16 protein-coding genes are annotated in these 18,336 nt (G+C 69.2%); 10 read left to right on the top strand and 6 right to left on the bottom strand.

Annotation, left to right across the window (positions count from 1 at the left end; all coding sequences use genetic code 11):
* Positions 1-31: 31 nt before the first annotated feature.
* Together C4K88_RS08790 and C4K88_RS08785 are read right to left on the bottom strand one after the other, a co-directional pair.
* On the bottom strand, positions 32-697 hold the full coding sequence (locus C4K88_RS08790) for an SDR family NAD(P)-dependent oxidoreductase (protein ID WP_104121239.1): 666 nt from the start codon (positions 695-697) through the stop codon (positions 32-34).
* Positions 698-752: 55 nt separating this feature from the next.
* Positions 753-1,892 (bottom strand): ROK family transcriptional regulator, encoded by a 1,140-nt coding sequence (locus tag C4K88_RS08785; protein WP_104121238.1) that lies wholly within the window; start codon positions 1,890-1,892, stop codon positions 753-755.
* A gap of 204 nt (positions 1,893-2,096) precedes the next feature.
* Between C4K88_RS08785 and C4K88_RS08780 the strand changes: the two genes are divergently transcribed.
* The 5 genes from C4K88_RS08780 to C4K88_RS08760 all read left to right on the top strand — a co-directional run bounded on the left by C4K88_RS08780 (position 2,097) and on the right by C4K88_RS08760 (position 7,858).
* On the top strand, positions 2,097-3,383 hold the full coding sequence (locus C4K88_RS08780; RefSeq protein WP_241521788.1) for an ABC transporter substrate-binding protein: 1,287 nt from the start codon (positions 2,097-2,099) through the stop codon (positions 3,381-3,383).
* A 1-nt stretch (position 3,384) separates the two neighbouring features.
* Positions 3,385-4,308, top strand: coding sequence for a carbohydrate ABC transporter permease (locus C4K88_RS08775; protein WP_104121237.1), 924 nt, complete (start codon positions 3,385-3,387; stop codon positions 4,306-4,308).
* Complete coding sequence (locus tag C4K88_RS08770; RefSeq protein WP_104121236.1) at positions 4,308-5,207, top strand: carbohydrate ABC transporter permease; 900 nt, start codon at positions 4,308-4,310, stop codon at positions 5,205-5,207. The genes C4K88_RS08775 and C4K88_RS08770 overlap by 1 nt, the downstream gene beginning before the upstream one ends.
* A gap of 129 nt (positions 5,208-5,336) precedes the next feature.
* Positions 5,337-6,995 (top strand): glycoside hydrolase family 13 protein, encoded by a 1,659-nt coding sequence (locus tag C4K88_RS08765; protein ID WP_104121315.1) that lies wholly within the window; start codon positions 5,337-5,339, stop codon positions 6,993-6,995.
* A 248-nt stretch (positions 6,996-7,243) separates the two neighbouring features.
* Positions 7,244-7,858 (top strand): DnaJ family domain-containing protein, encoded by a 615-nt coding sequence (locus C4K88_RS08760; RefSeq protein ID WP_104121235.1) that lies wholly within the window; start codon positions 7,244-7,246, stop codon positions 7,856-7,858.
* On the opposite strand, the gene C4K88_RS08755 is transcribed toward C4K88_RS08760, so the two are convergent.
* A complete protein-coding gene (locus C4K88_RS08755) occupies positions 7,855-9,924 on the bottom strand; it encodes a glycosyltransferase family 2 protein (protein WP_104121234.1) in 2,070 nt (689 codons plus the stop codon). The genes C4K88_RS08760 and C4K88_RS08755 overlap by 4 nt on opposite strands.
* Before the next feature lie 265 nt (positions 9,925-10,189).
* Between C4K88_RS08755 and C4K88_RS17515 the strand changes: the two genes are divergently transcribed.
* Entirely contained in the window at positions 10,190-11,329 is a 1,140-nt protein-coding gene (locus C4K88_RS17515) for a LamG domain-containing protein (protein WP_174705220.1), read from the top strand.
* A gap of 125 nt (positions 11,330-11,454) precedes the next feature.
* On the opposite strand, the gene C4K88_RS08745 is transcribed toward C4K88_RS17515, so the two are convergent.
* Genes C4K88_RS08745 through C4K88_RS08735 form a run of 3 tightly spaced genes read right to left on the bottom strand, consistent with a single transcriptional unit; the run spans position 11,455 to position 14,519 of the window.
* Positions 11,455-12,144, bottom strand: a complete 690-nt coding sequence (locus C4K88_RS08745) for an NADPH-dependent F420 reductase (protein ID WP_104121233.1) — start codon at positions 12,142-12,144, stop codon at positions 11,455-11,457.
* Between the two features lie 27 nt (positions 12,145-12,171).
* On the bottom strand, positions 12,172-12,927 hold the full coding sequence (locus C4K88_RS08740) for a response regulator (protein WP_241521787.1): 756 nt from the start codon (positions 12,925-12,927) through the stop codon (positions 12,172-12,174).
* On the bottom strand, positions 12,924-14,519 hold the full coding sequence (locus tag C4K88_RS08735; protein WP_241521786.1) for an ATP-binding protein: 1,596 nt from the start codon (positions 14,517-14,519) through the stop codon (positions 12,924-12,926). The genes C4K88_RS08740 and C4K88_RS08735 overlap by 4 nt, the downstream gene beginning before the upstream one ends.
* A 198-nt stretch (positions 14,520-14,717) precedes the next feature.
* Between C4K88_RS08735 and C4K88_RS08730 the strand changes: the two genes are divergently transcribed.
* Genes C4K88_RS08730 through C4K88_RS08715 form a run of 4 tightly spaced genes read left to right on the top strand, consistent with a single transcriptional unit; the run spans position 14,718 to position 18,272 of the window.
* Entirely contained in the window at positions 14,718-15,725 is a 1,008-nt protein-coding gene (locus C4K88_RS08730; RefSeq protein WP_104121231.1) for a Bug family tripartite tricarboxylate transporter substrate binding protein, read from the top strand.
* A gap of 3 nt (positions 15,726-15,728) precedes the next feature.
* A complete protein-coding gene (locus C4K88_RS08725; protein WP_104121230.1) occupies positions 15,729-16,265 on the top strand; it encodes a tripartite tricarboxylate transporter TctB family protein in 537 nt (178 codons plus the stop codon).
* On the top strand, positions 16,258-17,880 hold the full coding sequence (locus tag C4K88_RS08720) for a tripartite tricarboxylate transporter permease (RefSeq protein WP_104121229.1): 1,623 nt from the start codon (positions 16,258-16,260) through the stop codon (positions 17,878-17,880). The genes C4K88_RS08725 and C4K88_RS08720 overlap by 8 nt, the downstream gene beginning before the upstream one ends.
* The gene (locus C4K88_RS08715) at positions 17,877-18,272 is read left to right on the top strand and encodes a universal stress protein (RefSeq protein ID WP_104121228.1); all 396 of its coding nucleotides are present in this window, start codon (positions 17,877-17,879) and stop codon (positions 18,270-18,272) included. Before C4K88_RS08720 ends, C4K88_RS08715 begins: the two co-directional genes overlap by 4 nt.
* The last annotated feature ends 64 nt before the right edge of the window (positions 18,273-18,336 follow it).

The raw sequence follows: 18,336 nt of genomic DNA, 5'->3' as shown, positions 1-18,336 counted from the left end.
GGCGGTCGGCGGGACAGCCGGGACAGTCCGGTCAATCGGCGCTGACCTGGTGGCGGAAGGTGTCCCGCTGTGCGTGGAGGCCCCAGATGAGGTCGGCGAGGACATTCGGGTCCTTCTCCGGATCGCCCTCGATGATGCGGCCGCCGATGATGAGCTGCGAGACGTGGATGCCCTCCTCGCCGAGCACCTCGTGCAGCAGCTGCGCGTAGGCGGCCTGGCCCGCGAAGGCCACCGACGTCCCCGTGACGGAGCGGCCCGGCTTCACGGCCGAGCCGCCGTTGATGAAGAGGATGGTGCCTCGGTTCTCGCCGAGGAAGCGCATGCCGGGCAGCACCTGGTGGACGGCGGCCACGGGTCCGTAGATGGAGAACTCGACGGGGCCCCGGAGGTCCGCCGGTGTGGTCTCGAGGACGGGCCGCATGAAGTCCTTCTGCGGAAGGGGGCTGTACTGCAGTACCTCGATGGGGCCGAGCGTCTCCGTCGCCGCTTCGAGGGCGGCAGCGATCGACTCCGGGTTGCGGACGTCCGCCGCGAACCCGCGGGCCTGGATGCCCTCCTTTCCGAGGCCTTCGGCGAGGGCGTCGAGCTTGCCCTGGCTCCGGGAGATGAGGGCCACCGAGAAGCCTTCCGCTCCGAAACGGCGTGCCACGGCGGCGCCGAGGCCGCGTCCTGCTCCGATGATCGCGATAGTAGTCATACAGGGTGCAATTCATCAGCCTGCTGGATAATTCCGTGCCGGAGTGTGCAGCGCGTCAGCGGAGCGTCCCCAGGATGGTGCGCTGGATGACGACGGCGGCGGCTCCGCGCGCCCACTGTGCGAAGTCGGTCGGCTGCCGGCTCAGCCGGACGGGGGAGGCCTCCGGGTCCCGGTGGTAGTCGATCGCGGCGTGCAGCGACGGGCCGGCGACGTCGGCGAGGTCCATGCCCTCGCCGGAGAGGATGACGAGATCCACCATCGTCAGGTTCGCGACGGCGGACACCAGCAGGCCGAGGGCGGTGCCGGCGGCCTCCACCACCCCCTGCGCCACCGGATGCCCCCGGGCGGCGAGCGCCAGGATCTCCGCGTAGGAGCGCTGCTCGCCGGTGGAGGCGGCGAACTGGGAGCAGATGGCCGGAATGGTGAGAACGGCGGACGAGCAGCCGCGGTGGCCGTCCATGCAGCGGGGGCCGGTCGGATCGAGCGGGTAATGCCCCACGAGGCCCAGCCCCGCGTCCGGCGGGGCGATGACGACGTCGTTGATGACGAGCCCGTAGCCCACGCCGGCGCCGACCGTGAGGACGGCGAAGTCCTTCTCGCCGCGTCCGGCACCGAACCACTGCTCCGCGATGGTGAGGGTGACGACGTCGTTCTCGACGACGACGGGCAGTCCGGTGCGCTGCCGCACGAGGTCGGCGAGGGGGACGTCGCGCCAGCCGAGGAACGGGGCCCGCAGCACCGAGGAGTCCGCGTTGACCCTGCCGCCGATGCTGATGCCGATACCGCTGAACTGGTCGATCGCGCCGAGATCGGCCACAGCACCGACGATGGCATCGACCACGTCCTCGATGGCATGACTCGGCAGGGCGCGCTCGCCGGTCCCGGCGACGTCGGCCTTGAGGTTCGTGGCGACCGCTGCCGCGGTGTCGCCGGTGAGTTTGACGCCCACGAACCGGTGCGCGTCCGGGCTGATCTCGAGGGGGCGAACGGGGCGTCCGATCGATGCGACGCCGGCCTCCTCGGACTCGCGGAGCACGCCGGCGTCGAGGAGCGGCTTGCTCAGGCGGGTCAGGCTGGCGACCGACAGGCCGAGCCGTGACGCGAGGTCGCCGCGGGAGATCGGGCCCCGGATGAGGACCTCGCGCGCCAGTGCTCGGGCGGGGCTGGAGGGGGCGAGCGAGGTGACCGCGTCCATGAGCGTCCATTCCGGAGGGATTACTTATTTCCAAAGTACAGGTAAAGGGCCGCTTCGAGGGCTCCTCCGCCCGTCCCTTGTGGCTAGAAGGCTCCCATAGGTGACGGTTGACACAATTGTTATTTCTGCCGTAAAAATAACTCGTGTCGCTCGTGCGTGTCCGCAATCGGCCTCGCATCACCACCGCACGAAGGAGAGCCTGTTGTGAAGCTTCCCCCCGGCCGCGCGCCGCGAGCCGTCCGATACCTGGTCGGAGGGACAGCGCTGGCGTTGGTCCTCTCCGCCTGCGCTACCCAGGACGACGTCGTCACCCTGAACTTCTTCCAGTTCAAGCCGGAGGCGGTAGCGAACTTCAACGGCATCATCGACCGGTTCGAGGCGGAGAATCCCGACATCAGGGTGGTGCAGAACCATGTCCCCGATGCTGACACCGCAATCCGGACGCTGCTCGTGAAGGACAAGACCCCGGACGTCCTGACCCTCAACGGCAACGGGCGGTACGGCGAGCTCGCCGAGGCGTGCGTGTTCGCGGACCTCTCCGACCTGACGGTCGTCGAGCAGGTGCGGCCCGCCGTCGGCGACATCATCGGTGAACTCGGCTCCTGCAGCACCGGCGAAGTGAACGCGGTGCCGTTCTCCAGCAACGCGAGCGGCATCCTGTACAACAGGGGCCTCTTCGCGCAGTACGGCGTCGAGGTCCCCACCACCTGGGACGAACTGCTGGCTGCGGCGCAGACCTTCGAGGACGCCGGCGTCACGCCGTTCTACACCACCCTCAAGGACGGCTGGACCGTGAGCCCGGCCTTCGTGAACCTCGGCGGGGCCCTCCAGCCGGAGGACTTCTTCGACCGGCTCCGTGCGGAGGGATCCGACGTGGCGGCAGGGGAGGTGTCCTTCTCGAAGGACTACCCGGAGGCCATGGAGAAGCTGACGACCCTCTACAGCTTCGGGCAGGACGGCGCCGCCAGCCGCGATTACAACGCGGGCAACGCGGCCTTCGGCGCGGGGGAGTCCGCGATGTACATGCAGGGCAGCTACGCCATCCCCGCGATTCGCGCCTCCAACCCGGACGCCAACATCGGGTCCTTCCCCTACCCGGCCACCAACTCGCCGGAGGACACCGTCGTCGTCTCCGGCGTCGACGTCGCCGTTTCCGTCGGACGCGACACCGAGCACCCCGAGGAGGCCAGGAGGTTCGTCGAGTTCCTCATGTCACCGGAGGTGGTGCAGCAGTACGCCCAGGAGCAGAGCGCCTTCTCGCCGCTCACCACCGGTGCCGAGACCACCGATCCGGCCCTGGCCGGCCTCGCACCGTACTTCGACGACAACCGGATCATCGGGTTCATCGACCACCAGCTGCCGGCGAGCCTGCCCCTGCCGCAGTACCTGCAGGAGCTGGCCCTCGGCGGGTCGGTGGAGGGCTTCCTGTCCGTCATGGACCGCGAGTGGAGCAAGATCGCCGCCCGTACCATCCCCAACGAGAAGGACTGACATGAGCACCGATGTGAGCCGCCCCGCACGCCGGGGCACGCCTCCTCCCGCGATGCGGCAGGATCGGCGGGTGCCGCGGGTCTTCTACCTGATGGTCCTGCCCGCGGTGGCCCTGTTCGCCGTGTTCCACACCCTGCCACTGCTCACTGGGATGTTCTTCAGCCTGACCAACTACGCGGGGTACGGCGAATGGTCCTTCGTGGGCCTGCAGAACTACGTCAATCTGTTCGGCGACGACCGCATCTACAACGCCTACGGGTTCACCTTCCTCTTCGCGATCGTCTCCACGATCGCGGTGAACATCATCGCGCTCGCGGTGGCGATCGCCCTCAACGGCCGGATCCGCTTCAAGACAGGGTTCCGGGGGATCTTCTTCATCCCCAACATCCTGTCGATCCTGATCGTCGGGTACGTCTTCAACTACGTGTTCTCGAACTCCGTCCCCGCGATCGCCGAGGCCCTGGGCATCACGTCCCTGACCACGAGCATTCTTGCGAGCCCGGACACCGCGTGGATCGGCGTCGTGATCCTGTCGGTATGGCAGGCGGCGGCGTTCAACATCATCATCTACCTCGCCGGTCTGCAGACCATCCCGACGGAACTCTACGAGGCGGCTGCCCTCGACGGCGCCACCCCGTGGAAGCAGTTCACCTCGATCACCTTCCCGATGATCGGCGCGTTCTTCACCATCAACATGGTGCTGAGCCTGAAGAACTTCCTGCAGGTGTTCGACCAGATCATCTCGCTGACGGCCGGCGGGCCGGGTACCTCGACCGAGTCGATCTCCGTGCTGATCTACCGGGGAGGTTTCCAGGGCGGGGAGTACGGCTACCAGACCGCCAATGCCGTGATCTACCTGTTCGTGATCATCGCCATCTCATTCATCCAGCTGCGCATCCTGCAGCGCAGGGAGGCTTCGTTCTGATGACCGCCACATCGCAATCCGCGGGCCGCCGCGTGCTCGCCGACCCCCGGCCGGACGACGTCAAGCAGATCCACCGGCCCGACCGCCGCCAGGTGAACTGGTGGCTGACCGCGCTCGTCGCGGTCTGCGCGTTCACGATCCTGATTCCGCTCTACCTCACCGTGGTCACCGCCCTCAAGACGCCGGACCAGCTCGGTGGCACGGGCTTCGGTCTACCGACCTCGGCGCGCTGGCAGAACTTCGCCGAGGCATGGACGCTCACGAGCTTCCCGCGGGCCCTGCTCAACACCGGACTGGTCACGGTGGGCGCGGTGCTGCTGACGCTCCTGACCAACTCGATGGTCGCCTACGCGATCGCCCGCAACCTGCACCGGCGGTTCTTCAAGGGCCTGTACCTCTACTTCATCGCCGCCCTGTTCGTTCCGTTCCCGATCATCATGCTGCCCGTGGTGAAGCAGACCGCCATTCTCGGGCTCGACAACCAGCTGGGACTGATCCTGCTGTACACGGTGTACGGGCTCTCGTTCAACATCTTCGTCTACGTCGCCTACATCCGGTCCATCCCGCTCGAACTCGAGGAGGCCGCGCTGACCGACGGCGCCACCACGTGGACGGTCTTCTGGCGCATCATCTTCCCACTGCTGGGCCCCATGAACGCGACCGTCGGGATCCTCACCTGCCTCTGGGCCTGGAACGACTTCATGCTGCCGCTGGTCATCCTCTCCGACCCGTCGGCGCAGACTCTTCCGCTCGCACAATTCATCTTCCAGGGCCAGTTCAATACGAACTACCCGGTGGCATTCGCCTCCTACCTCATGGCGATGGCACCGTTGTTGATCGTGTACATCTTCGCGCAGCGCTGGGTCATCTCCGGCGTGATGCGTGGATCGTCGAAGTAACCCCTTCGAAGCAACCCATCCGACCGACCAACGAAAGGGCTCACCTTCGTGACTTCCACCGTCAATCCCGACGTCGATTCCGTCGTCGACGCCACCACCGAGCTGTCCGCCGAGGCGCTTGCCGGGCGCATGCAGGATCCGCACTGGTGGCGCCAGGCCGCCGTCTACCAGATCTATCCCCGGAGCTTCGCCGATTCCAACGGCGACGGCATCGGCGACCTGAAGGGCATCACGTCCCGCATCCCGTACCTCAATTCCCTCGGCGTGGACGCCGTCTGGCTCAGCCCGTTCTATCCGTCGGCGCTCGCCGACGGCGGGTACGACGTCGACGACTACCGCGACGTCGATCCCAAGCTCGGCACCCTCGAGGACTTCGACGAGATGGTCGCCGCCCTGCACGCGGCCGGCATCAAGCTCGTCGCGGACATCGTCCCGAATCACACCTCCGACCGCCACGAATGGTTCAGGGAGGCGCTCGCCTCCCCCAAGGGGTCCGCCGCCCGGAACCGCTACATCTTCCACGACGGCAAGGGCCCCGACGGATCGGAGCCGCCGTCGGACTGGGACTCCGTGTTCGGCGGTCCGGCCTGGGAGCGCACCGCCGACGGCCAGTGGTACATGCACCTCTTCGCCCGCGAGCAGCCGGACCTGAACTGGGACAACCGCGAGGTCCGTGACGATTTCCTGAAGACGCTCCGCTTCTGGTCCGACCGCGGCGTCGACGGCTTCCGCGTGGACGTGGCCCATGCCCTCACCAAGGACATGACCGAGCCGCTGCCGTCCAAGGCCGAACTCGGACCCGAGAACGGCAACAACCAGGGCAAGCACCCGTTCTGGGACCGCGACGAGGTCCACGAGGTCTTCGCGGAATGGCGCACCGTGTTCAACGAGTACACCCCGCCGCGCACCGCCGTCGCTGAGGCGTGGGTCCACGCCGACCGTCGCGCCCGTTACGCCAGCCCCGAGGGACTCGGCCAGGCCTTCAACTTCGACCTCCTCAAGGCCGACTGGAACCCCGCCCAGTTCCGCGACATCATCACCAAGAACCTCGGCGAGGCGGCCTCCTCGGGGGCTTCGTCGACGTGGGTCTTCTCCAACCACGACGTCGTCCGGCATGCCACGCGCTACGGCCTGCCGCCCGCCGACGCGACGGAAGGCAGGGCCGGGCAGGGCGGCGGGGGCGGACAGGACGGCTCGGCCTGGCTCCTGAGCGGCGGCTCCGAGCCGGCGCTGGACCGCGCACTCGGCGAGCGGCGCGCCCGCGCCGTCTCCCAGCTGATGCTCGCCCTGCCCGGCTCCGCCTACCTGTACCAGGGTGAGGAGCTCGGCCTGCACGAGGTCGCGGACATCCCCGACGAGCACCGGCAGGATCCCACGTTCTTCCGCAACAGGGGCATCGACGTGGGCCGTGACGGCTGCCGGGTCCCGCTGCCGTGGACGCGGGACGGCGAGTCCTTCGGCTTCGGCTTCAGCGGCGCGCACCTGCCGCAGCCGGCATGGTTCGGCGAGTACGCGGTCGAGGCGCAGGAAGCCGATCAGGCCTCGCACCTCAGCTTCTACCGGCGTGCGCTCGCGCTGCGGCGTGAACTGCAGGGCGAGGAGGACTTCGAGTGGGTGGACGAGCTTACCAGCGACGTCCTGCACTTCACCCGTCCGGGTGGCTGGCACTCCGTGACCAACTTCGGCTCGGCGCCGGTGGACCTGCCCGAGGGCACGGTGCTGCTGAGCAGTTCGCCGCTCGAGGACGGCAAGCTGCCCGGCGACACGACGGTGTGGCTCGTCCCGTAGGTTTTTCGTGCCGACGGCGGGTCACTCCTCTGCGGGGTGGCCCGCCGTCGTCGTTCCCCCCGGTGCCGCCGCGGCGGGTGTGCAGACCCGTGGGGCAGTTACCCCGGGTCTGCACCGCCGCGCCGGGTGCACGCGCTCCCGCCGGGTATACGCCATCGCCGTGGCCCGTTCGTCCACAGGGAAACCGGTTGCGGGCCGATTCGGCGCATCGGAATACTGAAGGGACGGCACAGTAAGGGGGCATCGGCATGGGCAGGTCACAGGAGCACGAGGAGAGGCTGCGCCGGGCTGCCCAGTACCGCGCCGTCCAGGGCGACGAGGGTGCCGCGAAGGCCGAACTGGAACGCCAGAACGACGACGGACCGCCGGCCGACGGCGAGATGGCGCCGCTGCGCCGGGGTGAGGACGAGGGGAAGCGTGCACGCCTCATCGTCGATCGCGCCGTGGCACGCGGTGACTTCGACAACCTCGCCCTCGCGGGCAAACCGATTCCGGGGCTGGGGGAGGCCCACGACCCGGACTGGTGGGTGAAGGGCCTGATCCAGCGCGAGAACATCACCGGCCTCGGCCCCCGCGCCATCCTGCTGCGCACCGAGGACGCCGAACTCGACGAGCGCCTCGACCGCCAGTACAGCGAGCGCCAGGTGCGGGAGGTCCTCGAGGACTTCAACTACCGGGTGGTGGACGCCAGGCGCCAGCTCCTCGGCGGCCCGCCCGTGATCACGAAACTGCGCGACGTCGACGCCGAGGTGGAGCGCTGGCGCGACCGCAGGGCCGCAGCGCGTCGGGCGGCGGAGGCGGCCGCTCCACCGGTACCACCGAAGCGCTCCGTCTGGCGGCGCCTCTGGCGGGGCGGGACCTAGCGCGGACTGCCCGTCGCGCCCTGCCGTGCCTTCGCTGCGGCGATGTCCGCCTGGTAGTGCTCGTAGCCGCGGTAGCGGACAGCCTCGATGATGACGCTGAAGATCACGAGGTCGAAGATCACCCACACGATGTTGACGGACGTCCCGAGGATGTCCGCCTGGCCGAGGACCATGCGGATGACGCCGACGACCGCCGCTCCGGCCAGCAGGCCCATCGCCCACAGCTGCGGCTTCACGAGGTCCCAGCGCAGCGCGGTGTCCTGCTGCAGGGTCTTCGGTGTCACCGCGAAGTCCAGGTCGCGGCCGAGGTAGACGTTGCCGAACGCCGAGGTGATGGACCGGATCCAGACGGGGAACAGGGCGAGGGAGTACTGCTGGCCGCGCCAGGTCTTCACGCCCTTCCCGACGACGACGAACAGCAGCTGGTTGACCAGCAGGAACGGGATCAGCCGCACGAAGAACTCGGTGCTGATCGAACTCACCGGGAGGATGCCGAAGATCAGGTAGATGATGGGCGCCGCGATGTAGATGACGGCGGCGAACCCGGAGAGATAGCTCCACATCGTCGCCCCGTACATGAGCTTCTGGGCGAGGGTCAGGCCCTTCTGCGCGAAGGGGTTCTCACGGAACAGGACTTGGATGGTCCCCTGCGCCCAGCGAAGGCGCTGGGTCAGCATCGAGCTCAGGTCCTCCGGCGCCAGGCCGTCGGCGAGCTTCTCGTGATGGTAGGCGGACTTCCAGCCCAGGGAGTGCAGCCGCATGCACGTGGCCATGTCCTCGGTGACTGAGATGGTGGCCATCGGCATGACGGCCTGCGCCTCACCGGAGCGCTCGGCGTTGACCGACTCGATCAGGACGCGGACGGCGTCGATCGCCGCCAGCGGGGACCAGGAACGCTGGGCCAGCTGGTCGAGGGCGGCGTCGTCGACCACGGCGAGGGCGGGGGTGCTCGGCGCTGCGCCCTGCAGCCCGTCCTCGAAGCCCTCGATGCCGAGGTCGGACAGGGAGGCGAGGTCGTCGTGGAACGCGGCGATGTCCGCGGCGACCAGGCCGCGCGTCACCGCCAGGACGCGCTGCTGGAATTCGTACGTCACCTCGGAGATGCCCTCGCCCTTCTGCAGGCGACGGCGGACGCGGCGGAGGTCCTTCGCCACGAGGTCCAGGGCCTCGGCGACCCGCAGATTGTCCGCGCCGAGGTTCTTCTTGGCGCGGGCGATGACCCTGTCGGAGGTCTTGAGCGCCTTGTGCAGGGCGAGCTCGATCTCCGTGACGTAGCGGGTGACCCCGAGCTGCATGAGGGCCTCCCGCCGGATGTTGGCGTTGGAGCCGCAGAAGAAGGCGGCGTTCCAGCCGTCCTTGCCCTGCTGGATGGGCCCGTAGAAGAGCGGAGCCTGGCTTCCCAGGGGGTCCGAGTCCGGCACGTTGACGAAGACCTGGGGGGTCTGGACGAGGGCCATCTTCTCATCGGTGAAGTATCCGAGGGTCCGGTCCAGGATGAGGGGGTCCGGAATCTGGTCCGCATCGAGGATGAGGAGGAACTCGCCGTCGGTGGACATGAGGGCGTTGTTCAGGTTGCCGGCCTTGGCGTGGCGCGGCATGTCCTTCCAGTCCCCCGAGCGGGTGATCCACCCGATGCCTTCCGCCTCCGCGGCCGCCCGCACGTCGGCGCGGTTGCCGTCGTCGAGGATCCAGGTCTGGTGGGGGTACCGGATGGCCTTGGCGGCCCGCGCCGTGGTCAGGACGAGGTCGAGTGGTTCGTTGTAGGTGGTGATGAAGACGTCCACGGTGAGGCCGGCAGGAGCCTCGGGGGGCTCCCGCCTCTTGAGCCTCCACACGGTGAAGCCGAACAGCAGGGAGTCGATCAGGGAGTACGTCTCCGCCAGGACCAGCGGGATCGCGATCCACCAGGCGTCCCAGTTGATCGAGAAGAGCCACCGCCAGACGATGTAGTTCAGGCCGAGGACCGCCGTCACGAGCACGATGGCCCTGATCAGGAGGGTGCGGCCGCCGTGGCCGGCACCCCGGCGTGAAGGATCCACGGAGCGGTCGGTTGTCTCTGTCCCCATGCGGCAGCACGTTCCACTTCTGCTTCAGTGCTCGGAGGCACTGTCGGTGACTTATGTGCGCCGGGTCGGCCGCACTGAGACGCTCACCGGGTCCGGGGACCACGAAGCACTGGATCCAAAATACCCGAGCGACCGCCGCGGGTCGTGATGGGGGACTGACTGCGCGAAAACTGGGTCATAACTGCGTCGGAGGACCCGCCGCGCGCGGCGGGGAGGCGGGACGATGGAGGAGCCGTCCGGCTCCCGCACACCGAAGGTCTCAGCCATGCACCCATCGACCACACCCGTCCGTCCCCGTCTCTGGACCCATCCACCCCGGCGGGCGGGTATCCGGTCCCTCTTCGCGACCGTCCTGGCCGCCGTCGTCGTCACGGGGTCGGTCTCGGCGCCCGTCGCCGCCGCCGGGACCGCGCCCGTCACCGCCCCCCGGGCGACATCCCTCGCCGACCCCGGCCCGGCCGGCGATTTCGCCTGGAAGGGCTTCAACTGGGAGAAGCGCTGGTGGGCCGGGGCGCCGCACTACAACCAGCAGTTCGATCCCGCGAACGTGGGCAGCCCGGACGCCAACGGATACGTGACGCTGAAGCTCTCCAACCCCACGGGGCAGGCCGCGATCGGCGCCGAGTTCAACACCACACGGCGCGGCTTCGGCTACGGGACCTACAGCACCACGGTGGAGAAGGACCTGACCACGCTGCAGAAGGAGGTGGTGTGGGGGTGCCTGTTCACCTACGACCCGGCGGCGGCTCCGGGTTTCAACGAGGTGGATCTGTGCGAGGCGAGCTCCTGGGGCGGCGGCAGCAACTACAACCAGGTATGGCCCATCACGCAGGGCCACGGCTACTGGATCGACGCCTCCAAGGGGCCCGGCATCGGAAACGACACCGCTGTCTTCGGGGTGACCAACCACCCGATCCTGACGCACCGCCTGGTCTGGGAGCCGAACAAGCTGACCTTCGAGACCTTCGCCGGGGAGGGATACTCCGGCACGCTGCTCAAGCGCACCGTGCTGCAGGGGGAGAATGTCCCCGAGCCTGCCCGCGAGAGCATCCACTTCAACCTGTGGGTGACGGATGGCGGCGGTGGCGATCCCGCGCACGTGAAGCCCGAGAAGGTGGTGGTCCGGGACTTCTCCTTCGTCCCGGCAGCAGCCACGCCGACCACCACCCCGAACCCCACCCCCGCCATCACCCTGAGCGCGACGAGCACGAAGGCCCGCAGCATCACCTCGACGACGCTCGGGTGGACGGGGGCCTCCGGCTTCACCGTCACGCTCCTCACCGACGGGGTGCGCCGCACCATCCCGAACTCCGGCCGGTACTCCACGACGGCGAAGAAGCCGTCCGTCCGGTACCAGGTATGTGACGCGACGCGCTGCTCGGCGGTCGTGACGGGTGGCCGGTAGGCGTACCCGGGCGGGCAGCCGGCGCCGAACGCGTGCCGCGGCGGCCCCGCTGATCCCCGCGCCGCGGCGGCCCCATTGATCCCCGCGCCGCGACGACTCCGAAGCGAGGCTCCGTTCCGGGGACGCTACGGCTGCATCTCCGCGTACCGGCGGGCCTGGGCGAGTGCCTCGCGCAGGTTATCGGCGTCCAGCGCTGGGCCGTAGGCGGCCGTGTCGCGCTGGAAGCGCCAGCCCTCCGCGAGGCCCCCGGCGTCCACGGCATCGAAGCCGAACTCGTCGAGGAGTTCCACCACCGCCTGCTTGGCATCGGAGTCGTCCCCGGCGATGGGCAGCGCGCGCCGGTCCGCGGCGCCGGCCGGCCTGCCGTCCGTGGTCAGGTGCCCGTAGTAGATGTTGTTGAACACCTTCACCACGGAGGATCCGGGCAGGTGGCGCTGGAGGAGCTCGCTCGTCGTCGTGCTCTCGTCCTCGAGGTCCGCGATCCGGCCGTCCCGCTGCGGGTAGTAGTTGCACGTGTCGAGCACCAGTTTCCCGGCGAGGGGCTTCACCGGCACGGCGCCGATGTCCCGCAGCGGGACGGTCACGACGACGACGTCGCCCTCCGTCGCCGCCTCCTCGGTGGTGCCGGCGCGGGCCGCGTCCCCGAGCTCGGCCACGAGGTCCTGCAGCGTCTCGGGGCCTCGCGAGTTGCTCATGATCACCCGGTAGCCGTTGGCCACGGCGAGGCGGGCGAGCTGGGACCCGATCCTGCCGCTGCCGATGAAGCCGATCGTGCTGCGCGGAGCGTCCGCCTGGTCTGTGGTGTTCTCACTCATACCGTTCACAACCTCCGGGAGGGGCCGTTATTCCTCACCCGTGTGAGACGTCCAGACGTAGAACTTCTCCGGCCGGCCCGCGGACCCGTACTGCGGGACGATCCGCGCCTGCCCCCGCGAGACCAGGAACTCGAGGTAGCGCCGGGCGCTCACGCGGGCCATCCCGAGGCGGGCCGCGACCTCGGAGGCCGACGTCCCCCGGCCCTGCCCGCGCAGGTCCCGGACCACGGCGTCGAGCGTCGGCGCGGAGAGCCCCTTCGGGGGCGCGAGCGTGGTGGTCGGCGTCGTCCCCGGCGTCCCCGGGGCGGATCCGGACCCCGCCGTCGAGCCGAGCAGCCGGTCGATGCGGTGCTGGTCCAGGGCGGGCGAGCTGTCCCCGGCATGGGCGTCGAGCTCGCGCCGGTACGCCACGTAATGATCCAGCCGCTGGTTCAGGACCGTGGCGCTGAACGGTTTCACGAGATAGTGCAGCACCCCGCCGGCGACGGCGGCACGCACGGTGTCGAGCTCGCGGGCCGCGGTGATCGCGACGACGTCGAGGGGCTCGCCCGGGCGGTTCCGCAGCGCCCGGAGCACCTCGATCCCCGACATGTCCGGGAGGTGGATGTCCAGCAGCACGAGTCGGGGCTGCAGCACCTCCGCGAGCTCGAGGGCGCGCGCGCCGGTGTGCGCTACGCCGACGACGTCGAAGGCGCCGTGGGCGAGCAGGAATCCGGTGTGGATGCCGGCGACCTCGCGGTCGTCGTCGACCACGAGGGTGGGGATCAGCGCCGGCGTGCTCACGGGACCTGCAGGGTGGAGTGCGGTACGTCGGCGAGCGAGGGCGCGAGCCAGACCGTGAACTCGGCCCCGCCGAGTTCGGAGTCGTCGACGACGACGTGCCCGGACCGCCGTCGGGCGATCCGGTCGACGAGCGCGAGGCCGAAACCGCGCGTCCCGGTCCTGCCGCCGTCCTTCGTCGAGTACCCGGAGGAGAAGATGCCGGCGAAGTCCTCGGGTGGGACGCCGGGCCCGTCGTCGGAGACAGTGACGCGGACGCCGTCGTCGGTCGTCTCGAGGTGCACCATGATCCGCCCGGGGCCGCCGTCGGCCACGGCCTCCAGCGCGTTGTCGACGAGGATGCCGAGGACGGTGACGACGTCGGTGGTGCCGTCGGGCTCCAGGGTGGAGGTGTCGTCGATGGACAGGGTGATGCCCTTCTCCGCGGCGATGGTGCCCTTGGTCATGAGCAGGCTCGCGGCATCCGGGTCCCGGATGCCGGGGGCGATCGAGCCGGAGACCAGCGATCCACCGTGCCCGGAGCGCTGGATGAAGTCCACGGCCTGCTCCGTGCGGCCGAGCTCCAGCAGGCCGGAGATGGTGTGCATGCGGTTCGCGAACTCGTGCGCCTGGGCGCGGAGGGCCTGCGTGGCGTCGCGTTCGCCGTCGAGATCGGTGAGCAGCTGGTAGAGCTCGGTGCGATCACGGAGGATCATGACCCGCCCCACGCGGACGCCGTCGACGAGGGCGTCGGAGGTGCGGGCGAGCAGGACGCGCTCCCCGGAGAGCACCGTCTCGTCGGTGTCCGCCGGATCGGTGAGGAGTTGCGCGAGGGCCGGTTCCATGACGTCGGCGGCGGGCCGACCCGTCGCCTCGTCGTCGAGGTCGAGCAGGCGCTTCGCCTCGTCGTTGAGGAGGGCGATCCGGTGCTGGGCGTCGACGGCGACCATGCCGTCGCTGATGCCGTGGATCATGGCGTCGCGGGTCTCGAGCAGGGACGCGATCTGCTCCGGTTCGAGCCGGTAGATGCGCCGCCAGACGAGCCGCGAGATCCAGATGGCGCCGGCCGAACCGACCAGGGCTGCGACGATCAGCCAGGCGAGCAATCGGGGGAGGTCCTCGTAGAGGTCGGCGTCGAGCTCGGACTCGAGGACGCCCACGGACGCCGTGCCGATGATGGCTCCGGTGTCGTCCCCGCCGCTGTGGACGGGTACCTTCACTCGCCAGGACTCACCGAGCGTGCCGGTCTGCGTGCCCACGAAGATGTCCCCCGAGAGCGGGACGGACGGGTCGGTGGAGACGGGCTCGCCGATCAGCGCCGGATTGGGATGGGAGTACCGGATGCCCTCGGCATCGGTGACGACGACATAGGTCACCCCGGTGGACTGGCGGATGAGATCGGCGATGGGCTGGATGGTCGCGCTGGGGTCCTCCTGGCCGAACGCCTCGATCACGGAGGGCAGCTGTGCCACGGACTGCGCGACGCCCACCATGCGGTCCTGGTACTGCTCCCGGATCTGGAGCCGCTGCATGGCGACGGCGGTGGACCCGGCGACGGCGACGATGACGAGCACGATGGCCAACTGCAGCAGGAACAGCTGCGATCGAAGCGGCATCGTCCTGACCATCCTCACAGTGTGACACGCGCCGTCGCGTCACACTCGTGTGTTGCGTCGGGCCGCCATGACCACAAAGACCACTACGAGCACTACGACCGCATGCTTTACCGCCACTCGATGCGTTACCTAGCGTGAGCTCAGCAGTGGTGACCCGCATCACATCCCCCGCACCACATCTCAAGGAAGAGAACAACCATGACGATCGATCGCACAACGGCGCGCCGTTCGACCCTCACCGCCCTGGCCCTCGCCTCCGCGCTCGCCCTGTCGGCCTGCGGCTCGATGACGGAGAGCACCACCGCCGGCGACGCGGAGGGAGGCATCGAGAAGCTCAACATCGTGGTCCCCGCCGACCCCGGGGGAGGCTGGGACCAGACGGGCCGGGCCATGGAGACCGATCTCAAGGAGAACGATCTCGTGGGCAACGCCTCCGTCGTCAACGTCGGCGGCGCCGGCGGTACCAACGGCCTCGCGAAGCTCGCCACCGAGACCGATCCGAACACCCTGATGGTCATGGGCTACGTGATGGTCGGCGCCGTCGAGACGAACAGTGCAGCCAACCGTATAGAGGACACGACCCCGATCGCCCGCCTCACCGAGGAGCCGCTGGTGATCGTGGTCCCCGCGGATTCGCCGTACCAGACCGTGCAGGACCTGCTCGACGACATCGAGGCCAAGGGCCAGGGCGTCTCCATCACGGGCGGCTCGGCCGGCGGTGCGGACCACATCCTCGCCGGCTCCGTGCTCAAGGAAGCCGGTGTCGCACCCGAGAAGCTGAACTACATCCCCTACTCGGGTGGCGGCGAGTCACTCGCGGCCCTGCTCGGGAACAAGGTCAACGCCGGTATCTCGGGCGTCGGCGAGTACGCCGAACAGGTGAACTCGGGCAAACTGCGCGCCCTCGCGGTCTCCGGCGAGGACGCCGCACCGCAGCTGCCCGACACCCCCACCCTCACGGAGGAGGGCATCGACCTGGTGCTCACCAACTGGCGCGGCGTCGTGGCCCCCGGCAGCATCGACGACGCGCAGGCGGAGGCCCTCACGCAGCTCGTCACCGACCTGCACGCCACGGACACCTGGAAGGCCACCCTCGAGGAGAACAACTGGGCGGACGCGTTCCTGGCCGGCGAGGAGTTCGAGGCCTTCCTCGACGAGGACATCGCGAGCGTCAAGACGACCCTCACCGACATCGGACTGCTCTAGGCCATGAGTACCTCGGTCCAGAACACCGGGAGCGGCACCGCCGCTCCCGGCAAGCCGGTCGGCGAACTGGTCTTCGCCCTCATCATCGTGAGCATCGGCGTGCTCGGCTTCGTGGCGGGCGCCGGCATCCAGACCCCGCCGTCCGCCAGCGACATCGGACCCCGGGCCTTCCCGTTCGCAGTGTCCGCCCTGCTCCTCGTCGTCGGGGCGGGTCTGGTGTTCCAGGTGCTCCGGGGCCACCGGGGCGCGGCGGACGAGGGCGAGGACGTGGACCTCGACGCGAAGACCGACTGGCTGACCGTCGGGAAGCTCGCGGGGTTCGTGCTGCTGCACGCCTTCCTGATCGTCCCGCTCGGCTGGCCGCTCGCCGCCGCGCTCCTCTTCTTCGGCGCTGCGTGGTCCCTCGGGGCCCGCCCCTGGTGGCGTAACCTGATCACCGCCGTCGTCCTGGCCCTGGTGCTGCAGTTCGTCTTCGCCGGGCTCCTCGGCGTCTCGCTGCCCCCGGGCTTCCTCGAAAGGTTCGGTGTGTTCGGTGGATAATTTCTTCCTGCTGATGGAGGGCTTCGCCACGGCGATGCAGCCCATCTACCTGCTCTTCGCGCTCGGCGGCGTGCTCGTCGGCACCGCGGTCGGTGTGCTGCCGGGTATCGGCCCGGCGATGACCGTCGCACTGCTCATGCCCATCACCTACAGTCTCGAACCGACGGCGGCGATCATCGTCTTCGCCGGCATCTACTACGGCGGCATGTACGGCGGGTCCACCACCTCGATCCTGCTGAACACCCCCGGGGAGTCGTCCTCGATCGTCACGGCGCTCGAGGGCAACAAGATGGCCAAGGCCGGCAGGGGAGCGGCGGCGCTCGCGACGGCGGCCGTCGGCTCGTTCGTGGCCGGCACCATCGCCACGGTGCTGCTCAGCTTCGTGGCACCGTACGTGGCCGCATTCGCCGTGCAGATCGGTCCCGTCGAGTACGTGGCCCTCATGGTCGTCGCGTTCCTGACGGTCGGTGCGCTCCTCGGATCCTCCGTGCTGCGCGGCCTGGCCTCGCTGGGGCTCGGCCTGTTCATCGCGCTCGTCGGGTTCGACGCGCTCACCGCCCAGCAGCGCTACACGTTCGGCAGCCCGTTCCTGGCGGACGGGATCGACGTCGTCCTCGTGGCCGTCGCGCTGTTCGCCGTCGGTGAGGCCCTGTACGTGGCGTCCCGGCTCCGCCACGGTCCCATCAAGATCATCCCGGTCACCGGGGGCTGGACCAGCTGGCTCCGCAAGGAGGACCTCCGCCGGTCCTGGAAGCCCTGGCTCCGCGGCACCCTGATCGGGTTCCCCGTGGGCACCATCCCCGCGGGTGGCGCGGACGTGGCGACGTTCCTCTCCTACGCCTCCGAGCGCAAGCTCGCGAAGGGCGAGCACAAGCAGCAGTTCGGCAAGGGCGCCATCGAGGGCGTGGCCGGTCCGGAAGCGGCCAACAACGCCGCGGCCGCCGGCGTCCTCGTGCCCCTCCTGACGCTCGGCATCCCGACGACGGCGACCGCCGCCATGATGCTCGTGGCGTTCCAGCGCTACCAGATCCCGGTGGGTCCGCAGCTCTTCGAATCCAACAGCACGCTCGTGTGGGCGCTCATCGCGAGCCTCTACGTGGGCAACCTGATGCTCCTCGTGCTCAACCTGCCGCTCGTGGGCATCTGGGTCAAGATCCTCCAGATCCCGCGGCCCTATCTGTACGCGGGCATCCTGGTGTTCGCGGTGCTGGGTGCGTTCTCGGTGAACTTCACGCCGATCGACGTCATCATCCTGCTCATCGTGGGCATCCTCGGCTTCTTCATGCGCCGCTACGGCTACCCGATCGCCCCGATGGTGGTGGGCCTGATCCTGGGGCCCATCTTCGAGAGCCAGCTGCGGCGTTCGCTCGCCATCTCGCAGGGCGACCCCGTGGCGCTCGTGCAGTCGCCGGTCGCCGCGACGATCTACGTGGTCCTGGTCGTCATCTTCGCCCTGTCCCTCCTGCTCAAGCGCCGCCAGCGCCAGTTCGAGGCGATGGTGGCCGCCAACGGGGACGCGGCCGACGTCGTGCGGGGAACCGCAGCCGTTCCCGGCGCCGACGCAGCGGTCGTGACACCTGCGGACCCGCACAACCGAGAGGACACCGACCGATGAGCACGATCGTGGTGGGCTACGTGCCCAACGCCCTGGGGGAGGCCACCGTCTCCCAGGCCGTGGAGGAGGCCCGGCGCAGGGAGGCGGAGCTCGTGGTCATCAACACCACGCGCGCGGACCGCCTCGTGAACCCGGCCTACGCCGACGACGAGGACGTCTCGAAGCTGGATGCCCTGCTCCGGGCCACCGGCGTTCCCTTCTCCGTCCGTCACAGCATCTCGGAAGCCACGGCGGCCGAGGAGGTCGTGGACACGGCGGAGGAACTGGGTGCAGAGCTGATCGTGATCGGGTTGCGGCACCGGACGCCGGTGGGCAAGCTGATCATGGGCTCGACGGCGCAGACCATCCTGCTGTCGGCGCGCTGCAATGTCCTCGCCGTGAAGCTGCCCTGACGGCAGGAGCGGGCACCCGGCCCTGACGGCTGAGGCATGTACGGGGCGATCGCCCAGGGGCCTG

It is taken from the genome of Arthrobacter pityocampae (assembly GCF_002927275.1).
In the GTDB taxonomy this organism is placed as follows: domain Bacteria; phylum Actinomycetota; class Actinomycetes; order Actinomycetales; family Micrococcaceae; genus Arthrobacter_D; species Arthrobacter_D pityocampae.
Note: the sequence above shows the minus strand (reverse complement) of the source record. Positions and strands in the feature narration are given on the sequence as shown.